At 42.3% G+C, this 14,496-nt stretch carries 11 protein-coding genes and 1 tRNA gene; 10 read left to right on the plus strand and 2 right to left on the minus strand.

The window, feature by feature from the left end:
• Positions 1-22 precede the first annotated feature (22 nt).
• Positions 23-1,459: an aminodeoxychorismate synthase component I gene (gene pabB, locus PQR79_RS02755; RefSeq protein ID WP_238103635.1), complete on the minus strand. Its 1,437-nt coding sequence runs from the start codon at positions 1,457-1,459 to the stop codon at positions 23-25.
• A 198-nt stretch (positions 1,460-1,657) separates the two neighbouring features.
• Between pabB and PQR79_RS02760 the strand changes: the two genes are divergently transcribed.
• The 10 genes from PQR79_RS02760 (at position 1,658) to PQR79_RS02805 (ending at position 13,322) form a co-directional block, all read left to right on the plus strand.
• Positions 1,658-3,214, plus strand: a complete 1,557-nt coding sequence (locus PQR79_RS02760) for a fumarate hydratase (protein WP_238103636.1) — start codon at positions 1,658-1,660, stop codon at positions 3,212-3,214.
• A 202-nt stretch (positions 3,215-3,416) separates the two neighbouring features.
• On the plus strand, positions 3,417-5,468 hold the full coding sequence (locus tag PQR79_RS02765) for a dipeptidyl-peptidase 5 (protein ID WP_238103637.1): 2,052 nt from the start codon (positions 3,417-3,419) through the stop codon (positions 5,466-5,468).
• A gap of 475 nt (positions 5,469-5,943) precedes the next feature.
• Positions 5,944-6,576, plus strand: coding sequence for a YchE family NAAT transporter (locus PQR79_RS02770; protein WP_238103638.1), 633 nt, complete (start codon positions 5,944-5,946; stop codon positions 6,574-6,576).
• Positions 6,577-6,822: 246 nt separating this feature from the next.
• Positions 6,823-6,912 (plus strand) — tRNA-Ser (locus PQR79_RS02775).
• A gap of 135 nt (positions 6,913-7,047) precedes the next feature.
• A complete protein-coding gene (locus PQR79_RS02780) occupies positions 7,048-8,364 on the plus strand; it encodes a DEAD/DEAH box helicase (protein WP_238103639.1) in 1,317 nt (438 codons plus the stop codon).
• A 499-nt stretch (positions 8,365-8,863) separates the two neighbouring features.
• Positions 8,864-10,663, plus strand: a complete 1,800-nt coding sequence (locus PQR79_RS02785; RefSeq protein WP_238103640.1) for a DUF885 domain-containing protein — start codon at positions 8,864-8,866, stop codon at positions 10,661-10,663.
• A 152-nt stretch (positions 10,664-10,815) separates the two neighbouring features.
• Positions 10,816-11,475 carry a response regulator transcription factor gene (locus PQR79_RS02790; protein WP_238103641.1) on the plus strand — a complete coding sequence of 220 codons (660 nt, stop codon included), beginning with the start codon at positions 10,816-10,818 and terminating at the stop codon, positions 11,473-11,475.
• Between the two features lie 95 nt (positions 11,476-11,570).
• On the plus strand, positions 11,571-12,695 hold the full coding sequence (locus tag PQR79_RS02795) for a M14 family metallopeptidase (protein WP_238103642.1): 1,125 nt from the start codon (positions 11,571-11,573) through the stop codon (positions 12,693-12,695).
• A gap of 31 nt (positions 12,696-12,726) precedes the next feature.
• A complete protein-coding gene (locus tag PQR79_RS02800) occupies positions 12,727-13,044 on the plus strand; it encodes a zinc ribbon domain-containing protein (protein WP_238104176.1) in 318 nt (105 codons plus the stop codon).
• Entirely contained in the window at positions 13,041-13,322 is a 282-nt protein-coding gene (locus PQR79_RS02805; RefSeq protein WP_238103643.1) for a YeaC family protein, read from the plus strand. Before PQR79_RS02800 ends, PQR79_RS02805 begins: the two co-directional genes overlap by 4 nt.
• Positions 13,323-13,411: 89 nt before the next feature.
• Here PQR79_RS02805 and ansA read toward each other — a convergent pair whose 3' ends face one another.
• On the minus strand, positions 13,412-14,425 hold the full coding sequence (gene ansA / locus PQR79_RS02810) for an asparaginase (protein ID WP_238103644.1): 1,014 nt from the start codon (positions 14,423-14,425) through the stop codon (positions 13,412-13,414).
• Between the last annotated feature and the right edge of the window lie 71 nt (positions 14,426-14,496).

The following is a 14,496-nucleotide window of genomic DNA, read 5'->3' on the forward strand; positions in this document are numbered from 1 at the left end:
TAATATCAAGAGGATCAATGATTTATTGCTTGTTTAGGCTAGCCAGCAAGGGCAGGATTTTACTGACTTTATCAAAGCTTTCTTGATATTCTGCTTTTGCATCAGAATCAGCCACAATACCACCGCCGGCCCAACAATAAATGCGGTTTTGCTCGGTCACTAAGGTGCGAATGGTAATGCTGGTGTCCATATTGCCGTCCTGGCTAATGTAACCAATACTGCCACAATAAAGATTACGTCTTGAAGGTTCTAACTCTTCAATAATTTGCATGGCGCGTATTTTTGGTGCACCAGTAATTGAACCACCCGGAAAGGCGGCTTGCAGTAAATCAAAGGCATTATGATCGGCCGCCAGTGTGGCCGTTATCGTGCTCACTAAATGGTGCACCGCAGGAAAACTCTCAATGGCAAATAACGTCGGTACTTTAACACTGCCGGGGGCGGCAACTTTACCGATGTCATTACGCAATAAATCCACAATCATGACATTTTCAGCGCGATCTTTTTCCGATGTGCTTAATGTTTTGGCTGCAAGTTTATCCAGTATGGGATCTGCACTTCGCGGTATAGTGCCTTTAATGGGTTTGGTTTCGATGTCATGATGTTGTAACCGTATAAAACGCTCTGGCGATATCGATAACACACAATGCTCAGGTAAACGCATAAATGCTGAAAAGGGCGCTTGGTTAGCATGCGACAATGCACAATAAGCTTGCCATTCGTCGCCTTGATATTGTGCTTCAAAACGCTGCGTTAAGTTGATTTGATAGCAATCTCCGCTAAGTAAATACTGCTGTACCTGAGCAAACTTTTGCTGGTATAGCTGCTCAGTGAGTTGGTTTTGCCATGCAGAGGTTAAGCTAAAGTCCTGGATGGCAATTTGAGACAATTTATTGATGTTAGACTGAGATTCGATTTTTGATTGAATTAAATTCACTTCATATTCGAGTGCGACCTTCCCGTTATAATGATAAGCATACCAAGACTTGTCTGCATAATTGTAAAGTAAGCAGAAATCATAAAACCCGATAACCATTTCTTGTAGATGAATATCTTTGTTGGCTGCTTTTGGCAATTTTTCTATGCTTCGACCTAAATCATAACCCCATGCACCGATGGCACCTACACTAAAAGGGGGCTCACACACTTGCTTAATTGGATAAAGCAAAGTGTGAATGCGGGCTAAATTTTCAAGGGGCGACAGCGAAGTCGACGGCGTGATATTGAGTGGCACAATATCTTGATGAATCGGTTTAAATTGGCACAAACCCTCATCGCTCGTTAATGTCGCAATAGGGTTAAAGGCAATAATATCGAATTTTGCATCTGGATGAATGGCATTGGCTGAGTCGAGTAATATGGCCCAGGGTTTATCACTAAATAGTGCAAACAGTTGTTTAGTATCAATTTCCCAGTCTAATTTTTGCCCGTAGAGTGCGTTTTTTGCCCGCGCAAACATCGATAACCCTTATCTAAAAATGTGATGTAGCCCAAAAAGGATGGAAAGAGTATCATATTGGTCTAAATAGTTAACCTCGTTTGGTTGTCGTTTAATGACGCGTGATTGAGTCAGTTAATAATAACGAGATGATGACCCAAACGTTTCTGTTGATAAAGATAATAATGTTAGGCCGCAATGGCTGCTGGAGCGCCCCATATGTCGAGCAATACCCCTACAACTATTTCCAATACTCCTGTTGTAATTAAACAGGCCGACTTTATTGAAAGTATCGCTGATTCACTGCAATACATTTCTTACTATCATCCTAAAGATTTTGTTGATGCGATGTACAATGCCTATAAGCGTGAACAAAGTGCAGCGGCTAAAGATGCAATAGCGCAAATCTTAATTAACTCGCGCATGTCAGCAGAAGGGAAGCGTCCACTGTGTCAAGATACGGGTATTGTGACCACATTTGTTAAAATTGGTATGTCGGTTCAATGGGACAAAACCGATATGACAGTTCAAGAAATGGTCGATGAAGGTGTTCGTCGCGCTTACACTAATCCAGATAACCCGCTTCGTGCGTCAATTGTGGCGGACCCTGCTGGCACGCGTAAAAATACCAAAGACAACACCCCATCGGTTGTACACATTGACATGGTTGCGGGTAATCAAGTTGAAGTGATGATCGCAGCTAAAGGCGGCGGATCAGAAAACAAATCTAAAATGGCAATGTTAAACCCATCAGATGATATTGCAGCATGGGTAGAAAAAACCTTACCAACAATGGGCGCGGGCTGGTGTCCACCGGGTATGCTTGGTATAGGCATTGGCGGCACGGCGGAAAAAGCCGCGGTAATGGCCAAAGAGTCGTTAATGGACCCGGTTGATATTCACGAATTAATGGCCCGCGGAGCAGAAACAACTGAAGAGAAGTTACGTGTAGATATTTTTGAGCGCGCTAACAACCTCGGTATCGGTGCGCAAGGTTTAGGTGGTTTAACAACCGTATTAGACATTAAAATCAAATCAGCGCCAACTCATGCAGCCTCTAAGCCTGTCGTGATGATCCCAAATTGCGCGGCAACTCGCCATGTGCATTTTCATTTAGACGGTACAGGCCCAGTTGATTTAGCGCCACCATCATTATCTGATTGGCCTGAAATCACGCGCGAAGCAGGCGAGAACACTCACCGTGTAAATCTAGATAACATCACTCAAGCTGAAATCGAAACTTGGAAGAGCGGTGATACCTTATTACTTAACGGTAAAATGTTAACCGGTCGTGATGCGGCGCATAAACGTATTCAATCGCTATTAGATTCTGGTGAAGGTTTGCCTGAAGGCGTCGACTTTACCGGTAAGTTCATTTACTACGTCGGCCCTGTTGATCCGGTTCGCGATGAAGTGGTTGGCCCTGCAGGCCCAACAACAGCAACCCGTATGGATAAATTCACCGACATGATGTTAGACAAAACCGGTCTAATGGGCATGATTGGTAAATCTGAGCGTGGTCCTGAAACCGTAGCCTCAATCAAAAAGCACAAAGCTGTTTATTTGATGGCAGTGGGCGGCGCGGCTTATTTAGTGTCTAAAGCCATTAAAAAAGCCCGTGTAGTGGCATTTGAAGACTTGGGAATGGAAGCCATTTACGAGTTTGAAGTTCAAGATATGCCGGTTACCGTTGCTGTAGATTCTAATGGCGTTAACGCTCACGAGACTGGCCCTGCAATATGGAAAGTCAATATTGCTAATAGTAAAGCCAAGTAATACCTAATATTTGACTGTTAAAACATCGACAAACTTGTTAAACAGCAAGATGTCAATGTGATAAGACGCTCAGGTTTACAGCTTTTTACAAAAGGCCTGTTGCCTGAGCGTTTTGCTTTCGCTAGTCTGCAATACATCTTTATCGTAAGCCATGCACAACACGGCTCACAATCACTACTAAAACAACTGAGACTCTATAACAATGAAAAAGTCCTCTGTATTATTTGCACTGGTTGCCGCCGGAATGGCAACGTCAGTGATAGCGGCTGAGCCCACACCTTTTAATGTGCAGCAATTAGTTAATTTGAATAAAGTGCATTCAGCCGCCGTGTCAAACGATGGCAAAAGCCTTGTTTATGGCGTCAAAGTGATTGATGACCAAGGTGAAGCCAGTTCTGATCTGTATTTACTCGATTTAACTAATAAAAATGCTCAGCCTAAGCAGTTAACCGCTGTGGCAGGAACTGAGCATGATGTGAGTTTTTCTGCCGACAATAAATCGATTTATTTCCTTGCAAGCCGCACAGGTAGCAGTCAGTTATATCAGTTAGCCCTCAATGGTGGCGAAGCCATCGCGGTCACTGATTTACCATTAGACATAAATGGCTATAAATTGTCGCAAGATGGCAAACAAGTTGTCATGACCATGCGCGTGTTCCCTGAATGCAAGGACTTAGCCTGTTCTAAAGACAAGTTCACTGCCATTGATGAAAGCAAAACCTCAGGTCGTGAATACAAGCAGTTAATGGTTCGTCACTGGGATACCTGGGAAGACCATGCCCGTAACCATTTATTTGTTGCACAATTAAACGGTAAAAAAATCACTGAGCCTACTAACGTTACCGCTAATCGTGATACTGAAACGCCACCAAAGCCATTTTCGGGTATGGAAGAAGTCACTTTTACGCCGGACGGTAAATACGTAGTGTATAGCGCTAAAGCACCAAGTCGCGATCAAGCTTGGACCACTAACTACGATTTATGGCAAGTGCCTGTTACCGGTGGCGAAACGCTTAACTTAACTGAAGCGAACACTGCATGGGATTCACAACCAACGTTTTCTGCTGATGGTCGCTATTTAGCGTATTTAGCCATGACCAAGCCAGGTTATGAAGCAGACCGTTACCGTATCATGTTACGAGACAATGTAACCGGCCAAGAAAAAGAAGTCGCGCCGCTGTGGGATCGCAGCCCTAATTCACTGACATTCAGTGCCGATGGCCGTACTCTGTACGTTACCGCACAAGATGTTGGGCAAGTGTCAATTTTTGAAGTTAACACCCAATTTGGTGATGTGCGTCCTATATATAATCAAGGCAGCAACAGTTTAATTGCTGTGACAAACAACCAATTAATTTTCAAAAAATCATCGTTAGTCGAGCCTGGTGACTTATTTAGCGTAACTTCAGAGGGCGAGCAACTTACACAGTTAACTGACGTCAACAAAGACAAACTGGCTAACATTAAATTTGGTGAGTATGAGCAGTTCAACTTTAAAGGGTGGAATGACGAAACCGTCCATGGCTACTGGATAAAACCAGCTAATTATGAAGAAGGGAAACAATACCCGATAGCCTATTTAGTGCATGGCGGCCCACAGGGGTCATTTGGTAATGGATTCAGTGGACGTTGGAATGCCCAGCTTTGGGCTGGTGCTGGCTATGGTGTAGTGATGGTCGACTTCCACGGTTCCACTGGGTATGGCCAAGCGTTTACTGATTCCATTGGTAAAGACTGGGGCGGAAAACCACTAGAAGATCTTAAAAAGGGCATGGCGGCAGTCACAGCGCAACAACCTTGGTTAGATGCTAATAATGCATGTGCATTAGGTGGTTCATACGGCGGTTACATGATGAACTGGTTCCAAGGCCAATGGAACGATGGTTTCAAGTGTCTTGTTAACCATGCGGGTCTTTTTGACATGCGCTCAATGTACTATGTAACAGAAGAGCTGTGGTTCCCTGAATATGAATTTGGCGGCTCATATGACAAAAACAAAGCATTATTTGAGAAGTTCAACCCAGTAAACTATGTTGAAAACTGGCAAACGCCAATGTTAGTCATCCACGGTGAAAAAGATTACCGCGTACCCTATGGTCAAGGCTTAGCGGCATACACTTATATGCAGCGTAATGGTATACCATCTGAATTGTTAGTGTTCCCTGATGAAAACCACTGGATTTTAAATCAAGATAACCTACAACAATGGTACAAAAATGTACTTGGTTGGATGGATCGCTGGACAGCAAAATAGCGAATACCATGAGGTAAATGGTTAACGTTAATACCACTAAAAATGGTATGACTCATTTAATAAGAGATGTCACTTTAGGTGGCATCTTTTTTTATGTCTAAGTTTACCTTAACGTTAGTATTTTTCATCATGGTTGTTTTGTGTTCAACATTGTGCTGTATGGCAAAGGTACAGATTTAAAATGAGATTTAATTCAACCATGCTGATTTGATTAATTAATCAACACTCCTTGCGCTTTAAAGCCATAAAAACACAGCAGACAGGCTAATTATGTAATAAAATTACGCACCACATCATCATGTCGATCCTGTGCGAATTGTCATTAAGATATTTCGGAGTAAATCGCATTAGCTTTTCTAAGGGAAAGTGGCATTGAAACAACAAAAAATCTCATTATGTAAATCGATATGTTTCAGCTACATTATCGCGCTCAGAATCGAGCGTTACAACAGGTAATATCAAGAGGGTTCAGTTAGTGGATTTTATGCTTTATATCAAGTTCTTCTTAGGACTGTTAGCGATTATCAATCCGGTAGGGTTATTACCTGTATTTGTCAGCTTGACGAGCCATCAAACTGAAGTAGAACGTCAGCATACCAATCGGGTGGCCAACTTTGCTGTGGTGGTCATTCTATTAGTGACCATGATTGCTGGCCAGCATATTTTAAGTATGTTCAGTATTTCACTGTCTGCATTTCGAATTGCCGGTGGCAGCTTGATTTGTATTATTGCGATGTCGATGTTGCAAGGTAAAATCAGTGAAGTTAAACGAAACCAAGAAGAAGACCGTGAGTCTTCTGGTATGGAATCAGTCGCGGTTGTACCTTTAGCGCTGCCTTTAATGGCAGGCCCGGGGGCCATTAGTTCGGTTATCGTATTTGCGGCAGAGCATAACCAAATGGTTAACTTCATCGGGATGTTTTTAACCATTGCCACTTTAGGTGTCGTGAGTTGGGGATTATTCCGCATGGCGCCTGTGTTATTTAAATTCTTAGGTAAAACGGGCATTAACGTGATTACTCGTCTGATGGGATTATTAATGCTGTCGTTAGGTATTGAAGTGATTTCAGCAGGTGTGAAAGGATTGTTTCCAACCTTGATTGGCTAGATTTTGCCTAAGTTGTCGAGCATTTGTGCAAACGTTTGATCGTCGGGTGATTTAGCTTGACCCGCTATCGGCATTTGCGTAAAGTACGCGACGATTAACATCACCGTTGTCTGTATCGTTATTCATACAAACGGTAATGATGGTTTACTGAATATTGTGCAAACGTGATTTTTTAACGGGTATTCAAGACGGTAAACTAAACAATATTTGGAATTAGGTACCTGTCGTATTTAACTCCGCAAAATTGGTGAGCTGGCTGAGTGGCTGAAGGCGCACGCCTGGAAAGTGTGTTTAGGTTAATCCCTAACGAGAGTTCGAATCTCTCGCTCACCGCCAAATATGAAAAAAGACGTCTTCGGACGTCTTTTTTCATTTCCGAACGGTTATTTATAAGCGTTTTTCACTTGAGCCTTGAGTGAATGCTATACTGATGCCACGCGATTATTTGTTCTATTATTGAGTACTCATTTCATGCCATTTTCGACACTTGGATTACGCGACACTATTGTCAAAGCCTTAGCTGAAGTGGGTTACAGTAACCCAACGCCAATTCAACAACAAACCATTCCGGTGATTTTACAAGGTAAAAACTTGCTTGCCGCCGCGCAAACCGGTACCGGTAAAACCGCCAGTTTTGTGCTGCCAATTTTAGAGCGTTTAGCCGACACTCAAACTGAGCGCAAAAAACGTATTCGCGCCCTAATTTTAACGCCTACTCGTGAGCTTGCCGTGCAGGTGCAAAGTAATATTGTGGCGTATGCTAAACATGTGGGTGTGTCATCATTTGTGATTTACGGTGGTGTAGATGACAAACCACAAAAACAGGCGTTAATAGATGGTGTTGACATTTTAGTCGCCACGCCAGGACGTTTACTTGATTTATACACCCAGCGTGCAGTGCACTTTGACGAGCTTGAAGTATTAGTGCTTGATGAAGCTGACCGCATGTTAGACATGGGCTTTATTGAAGACATCAATAAAATCATCGATAAGCTCCCATCCGAGCGTCAAAGCTTGTTGTTTTCAGCAACGTTATCTAATCAAGTCCGTGCTTTGGCTAAAACCGCCATTCACCGCCCGGTTGAAATTTCGGTGATTGCCGATAAAAGTTCAGCGCCAAAGATTTCTCAATGGTTGACCACAGTCGATAAAGATAAAAAATCGGCGTTATTAAGCCATTTGATCAACACCCAAGCTTGGGATCAAGCGCTTATTTTTATTGAAACCAAACAAGGCGCTGCCAAGTTAGTCAGTCAGCTCGAAAAACGCGACATTGAGGCAGAATGCATTCACAGTGGCCGCAGCCAGCCAGTACGTGAACAAATTTTAGCGGATTTTAAATCGGGGAAGATTAAGTATCTTGTGGCAACAGGCATAGCGTCTCGTGGTATCGATATTGACGATTTATCACGCGTCATAAACTACGATTTACCTTATCCTGCAGATGATTACATTCATCGCATTGGTCGTACTGGGCGGGCAGGTGCTGTGGGTGAGGCGATATCGTTTGTTTCTAAAGACGACTTTAAAAACCTGTGCATGATTGAAAGTCGATTAGGCCATTTGCTCGAACGTAAAGTGATTGAAGGCTTTGAGCCGAAAAAGCCGGTACCTGAGTCAATACTCAATCATGTCCCGAAAAGCCGTCAAAATAAACCCAAAACTCAAGATGAAAGACCGACTTTAAGTTTGGGTAAGTCTAAAGACGACAACACTGATTTTAGAAAAGCCAAAACGCAAAAGGCGCCTGTCAAAAAAGGCCCTAAGCCTAATCCTTGGAATCTGTAACGCTTTGATGATGACTTAAGCGCTGTCATGCGCTTAAGTCATGTCGGTTTTCTTGTCAATCACAGTCTTTAGCACGCTTGTTGCAATGTTACTCTCGCTCTTGTCTGTAAGAGTAGTCGTTTAATTTAGATTAACGCAAATGATACCAATTAGCACAAAAACGAAATCATGCTTATTGGTTATGTCGTTAGAAATATTGAAGATATAACAACGTCCTCGCTGCAATTTCTGCCTTATTCTAATCTATTTGTCCTGCGCAATCTTTGATCACTTGTTTATCCTGATTGGTATGACTTTCAGCATTTGGTTCTGCCTTTTGTTGTAAAATTTACCCCTTGGCCAATTACATTCCTCCGTTACTCACCAATTGTTGGCGTTATTCGTATTAATTTGTGTCACAAAAGGTGTCTAGTGGCTGCAAAAAATCAGCGGACATGCTTAACTATGTGGATAATCAGACCAATCAAAAATACAAAAACGATAAATTTAGGGACATAATATGAACAAAGCATTATTGCCTATGGCCATCTCTTTAGCGCTAGCAAGTTTGCTAGGCTGTAGTGATAATCAAACGAGTGTCGCAACCGAACAAACCGCAGCGGCAAAAGCGGTGACCACACCACTAGCCGCCGAAAAAGTAAACTTTGGCGAATATTCACAGCAATTTATTGATGAATTATGGCAGTTGTCGCCCACCTGGGCGCTTTACAGTGGCAAACACGTTAACGACGGCTATCTAGAGATCCCAAACAAACAAAGCCGTGATAACACGTTGGCTTTTGTCGATAAACAGCAAACGGCATTAGCGCAATTTGACCCGTTGACACTCAGCCCTAATCAACAGATTGACTATAAACTCTTGGTTAACCTCGTAGAGTCAATGAAGTGGGATGTACAACGATTTAAAAGTTGGCAATGGGATCCGTCTAACTACAATGTGTCTGGTGGCTTTGCGCAAATCATCAACGAAGACTTTGCCCCACTTGATGAACGCCTAGCGTCAGTGATTGCCCGCCTTGAAAATGTACCTGCCTATTATGAGGCTGCCAGAGCAAACATCAGTGACCCAACCTTAGAGCACACCCAATTAGCCATCATGCAAAACAAAGGGGCGTTCTCGGTATTATCTGATGCGTTAGTCAAGCAAATTGCAGACTCAGGGTTAACCGCAGAGCAAAAAGCATTATTTACCACGCGCTTTGAGGCCGCAACCGCTGCAATAACTCAACATATTGAGTGGTTAACCGAACTGGAAGCAAAACTGACTAAAGACGGTGCGCGTGATTTCCGTATTGGTGAAACCTTGTATGAGGAAAAATTTGCCTTTGATATTCAGTCGGGCATGACGGCTAAACAGCTCTATGACAAAGCGGTAGCAGATAAAAATCAAATTCAGCAAGAAATGGCTAAAATCACCACAAAAATTTGGTCCACTTACATCGATACACCAAAACCTGCAGATGACAAGGTAGCGATTCGACAGTTAATCGATGTGTTATCAGCAAAGCATGTTAAGCGAGAGAACTTTGTTGAAGAAGTCCGTAAACAGATCCCTGAGTTGATTAAGTTTGTTAACGACAAGCAGCTAGTGACGCTTGACCCGAATAAACCGTTAATTGTGCGTGAAACCCCTGAATACATGCGCGGGTTTGCTGGAGCCTCCATCAGCGCACCAGGGCCGTATGATCAAGGCGGTAATACTTATTACAACGTGTCGCCATTAGATGGCATGAGCGAAGAGTCAGCCGAAAGCTATTTACGTGAGTACAATCACTGGATATTACAAGTGCTGAACATTCACGAAGCCATTCCTGGTCATTACACACAGCTTGTGTACTCAAATCAATCACCCAGTTTAGTGAAAAGCTTATTTGGTAATGGTGCCATGATTGAAGGTTGGGCCGTTTACACTGAACGCATGATGTTAGAAGAGGGGTATGGCGCCTTTGAACCCGAAATGTGGCTAATGTATTACAAGTGGAACCTACGGGTTATTTGTAACACAATCTTAGATTACAGCATTCAGGTCAAAGGTATGGGTGAGCAAGAGGTGATAAACCTTCTTGAAAATGAAGCCTTCCAACAACGTGCTGAGGCTGAAGGTAAATGGCGCCGTGCAACATTAAGTCAGGTGCAGCTGACCAGCTATTATGCGGGCTATCGTGAAATTTATGATTTCCGTGAGCAGCAAAAAGCCAAACTAGGCGATGATTTTGACTTAAAGCAGTTCCATGAACAGTTTTTAAGCTACGGCAGTGCGCCGGTGAAGTTCATTAAGCAGTTAATGATCGAGAAATAATCATCACAGTCAGTATTGTAAAAATGGCCTGATATTTCAGGCCATTTTTTTACCTAAGCCAAAAATATGCTGATAATGTGATGTTGCTACATGGTTAGTTGTTAATTCTTGTGATAATCTAAATAGAAATCGTTATCATTAAGTGGTTTGCAATGAAACATATTCTTTTAATTGATCTACATTCTGCGTCTCATGAGTTATTTGAACAACTTAACGCGCAAGGGTACTACGTCCATCAAGTGAATAATGCCTTTGATGCGTTGATCAAAATGGAAACCTTAACCTTAGAAGCCATTTTATTGGACTTTGCCGTACCGAAAATGGATTCATTTTGGTTGTTAGTCGCAAGACAAGCGCCGACGCCAATAATCGTTATTGCCGATGCCAATAATGAGTTAGAGCGAATTAATGCGCTCGAGTTGGGTGCTGATGACTACCTAAGTCAACCTGTTAACGTACGTGAATTACAATTACGACTTAATATCCTCAAACGCCGAACTCAAATGCCACTCAATGATATTACCGAGCAAAAAATACATTTCGATGATGTTAATTACACTGTCTATCTTGAAGACAAGCCATTAATTCTGACTCAAACTGAGTACCGTCTGTTTAAATATTTATATGAACGTCAAGGTGCTGTAGTGACAAAAGCTGAATTACAACAACGTGTTTTACATAAAGAACTTGGACGATTTGATCGTAATTTAGACATGCACATCAGTAATACTCGACGTAAATTAGCTAAAGGCAATTTACCGCGTGATTTAATCAATACCGTCAGAGGACAAGGCTACAGCTTTAGCTTTTAAAGGTTCACACTATTAGCCGCATTTGATAAGCTATGGCGCATAAATCGGGCATTAACGACCCAATAAAAAGCGTAAGCAAATTAAAGGAATTCCCAATGCGGATCAGTGCAAACTTTGACGGTGGCAATATTAATGTCATCAATATCGACAAACACGATGACATTCAACTCGCTATTCGTCCTGATTTTGGTGATGAATTTTATCAGTGGTTCAATTTCCGTTTAGAAGGTGAGGTCGGTCAGACTTATACCTTGAATATCCTTAATGCAGGCAGCGCGTCTTACCCAAAAGGTTGGGAAGACTATCAAGCCGTTGCCAGTTACGACCGCGCGACATGGTTCAGACTACCCACTCAATATGAAAATGGTGTCTTAACGATTCAAGCTGAATTAGATTGTGAAGCTATTCAAATTGCTTACTTTGCCCCATACAGTTACGAACGTCATTTAGATCTTATCAGCGAAGTACAGCTTCACCCAGCAGTCAGCTTGGAGCATTTAGGTTTAACCTTAGATGGCCGAGACATGAGCTTGCTGAAAATCGGTGACGGCAATCCAGACAAGAAAAACATTTGGATCACTGCACGCCAACATCCGGGCGAAACCATGGCTGAATGGTTAGTTGAAGGTCTACTTAATCGTTTACTCGATGGTGATTGCCCAACATCTAAAGCGCTGTTAGACAAAGCTAATTTTTATGTTGTACCTAACATGAACCCAGATGGAAGCGCACGTGGCCACCTACGTACCAATGCTGTTGGCACAAACTTAAACCGTGAATGGCAAACACCCAGCTTGGAAAAAAGCCCAGAAGTTTACTACGTAGTGAACAAAATGCACCAAACCGGCGTAGATTTATTTTACGATGTGCATGGTGATGAAGGTTTGCCTTATGTGTTTTTAGCCGGTTGTGAAGGCGTGCCTAATTACAATGATAAAATGGCTGCATTACAACAACAATTTGTGAGTGCATTAACCATTGCGAGTGCAGATTTCCAAACAGAATTTGGTTACGACAAAGACGAGCCAGGTAAAGCAAATTTAACGGTGGGTTCTAACTGGGTCGCAAACACTTTCTCTTGCCTATCAAACACATTAGAAATGCCATTTAAAGATAACGCCAACTTGGCAGACCCATTTGTTGGTTGGTCTCCTGAGCGCAGCATATATTTAGGCGAAGCGTCGCTAGTGGCCATGTTGGCCGTTGTCGACAGCTTATAATCATTCATTTGATATAGCAGGTACAGTAATCATGGCGTTAGTTGCGTGTCCTAAATGTCAAAAACGTATTTCTAGTCAGGCTAAACAATGTCAACATTGCAAAACAAACTTGACCGGAAACACCGAGTCATTGTCTGTTATTAGTCACATAGAGCGCTCAAACAGCTTAATGAATCAGAGTTTTATATTTTTAACCTTGTTTATTGCGGGTGTTGTGGTGTGGTTCTGGGGCGGCGAACCCGCTCAAGGCTTAACATCATATATTGCCATAGCAAGCTTTGTGATTGGCTTTACAGGTTACTTGTTTACCCGAGTCAGAATTGTGTTACATAAACGGAAGTCAGTATGAACGATATCAATAAAGTCATCGATGAAATGCCACAAGAAGTGTATCAGCGTTTACTGTCTGCCACAGAACTGGGTAAATGGGATGATGGCACTGTGTTGACTGAGCAGCAGCGTGAATCGACCTTGCAAGTGGTCATGCTGTATCAAGCGAGAAAGCTAAATCAAACAGAGCATTTTACCATTGCCGCGGGTGGAAACATTAACGAATTGTCTAAATCTGAACTAAAAAAGCAGTTTAAAGGCGAAGCGATTGCCGAGTTTAAAGAAGCTGATTTATAGTTTTGGATGAAATTATTTAATTAAAAAACGCGAGCCNTWWKGGTYCGCGTTTTTATTTTTAAAATCAATAAAATCAGGTGTTTATTTTGTTAACCTTCGGTTAGTTCACCTTGCAGGTTTTGCTGCATACGTTGTTTAATTTGATTTGGTGTCAAACCAATTGACAGTAAGTAATGCAATTTAGCCAATGCCGCTTCAATGGTCATGTCTGAACCGCTGATCACCCCAGCTTGTGCTAACGCATTGCCAGTAGCATAACCGCCCATATTCACCTTACCCTGAAAACATTGTGTTAAGTTTACCAACACAATTCCACGCTCATCAGCTTGTTTTAGCGTCTCTAACAAGTTTTTATCTTGTGGGGCATTACCTACCCCAAAAGTCAGCATGATTAGGGCTTTCACTGGCTGTTGCAAAATGTTCATAAAAATTTCAGTCGAAATACCAGGGTATAACGTCACCACGCCAACAGGTTGTGGGCTAATGGTGACCACTTCCAAAGGGTGTTCTGTTGGCGCACTTATTTTGCCCGCTTTTACATTTATCTTGATACCTGCTTCTAACAAAATAGGGAAGTTAGGCGAAGCGAATGCATCGAAACCATCGGCATGTGCTTTGGTTGAGCGATTACCACGGAATAATTTATTATTAAAAAACAAACATACTTCAGCTACAGGATAGTTAGCGGCAATGTATAACGAATTCAATAAATTGGTTTGCCCGTCAGAGCGTAATTGCGCGAGTGGAATTTGTGACCCTGTGACAATAACCGGTTTAGATAAGCCTTGTAGCATAAATGATAACGCTGATGCGGTATAAGCCATAGTGTCAGTACCATGCAAAATCACAAAGCCATCGTATTTGTCATAATTGGCATGTATATCATTAGCTATCATTTGCCAATCGGTTGGGGCCATGTTGGACGAGTCTATCAACGGGCTATATTCATGGATGACAAAAGAAGGCATTTCGTCATGGTAAAATTCAGGCATCGATTGAACACAATCAGTTAAAAAGCCGGCGACAGGCACAAAGCCATTAGCCGTTTTTTGCATACCGATAGTACCGCCAGTATAAGCAACGTAAATTGAACGTTTTGTCATGAAGTGTGTACTCGAAAGAGACTGTAAGTGAAGATAATGCAAATTATACGAGTTTATTTGCAGATCCCCAA

Origin of the sequence: Shewanella metallivivens (genome assembly GCF_028750675.1) — a bacterium.
GTDB classification, from domain to species: Bacteria; Pseudomonadota; Gammaproteobacteria; order Enterobacterales; family Shewanellaceae; genus Shewanella; species Shewanella metallivivens.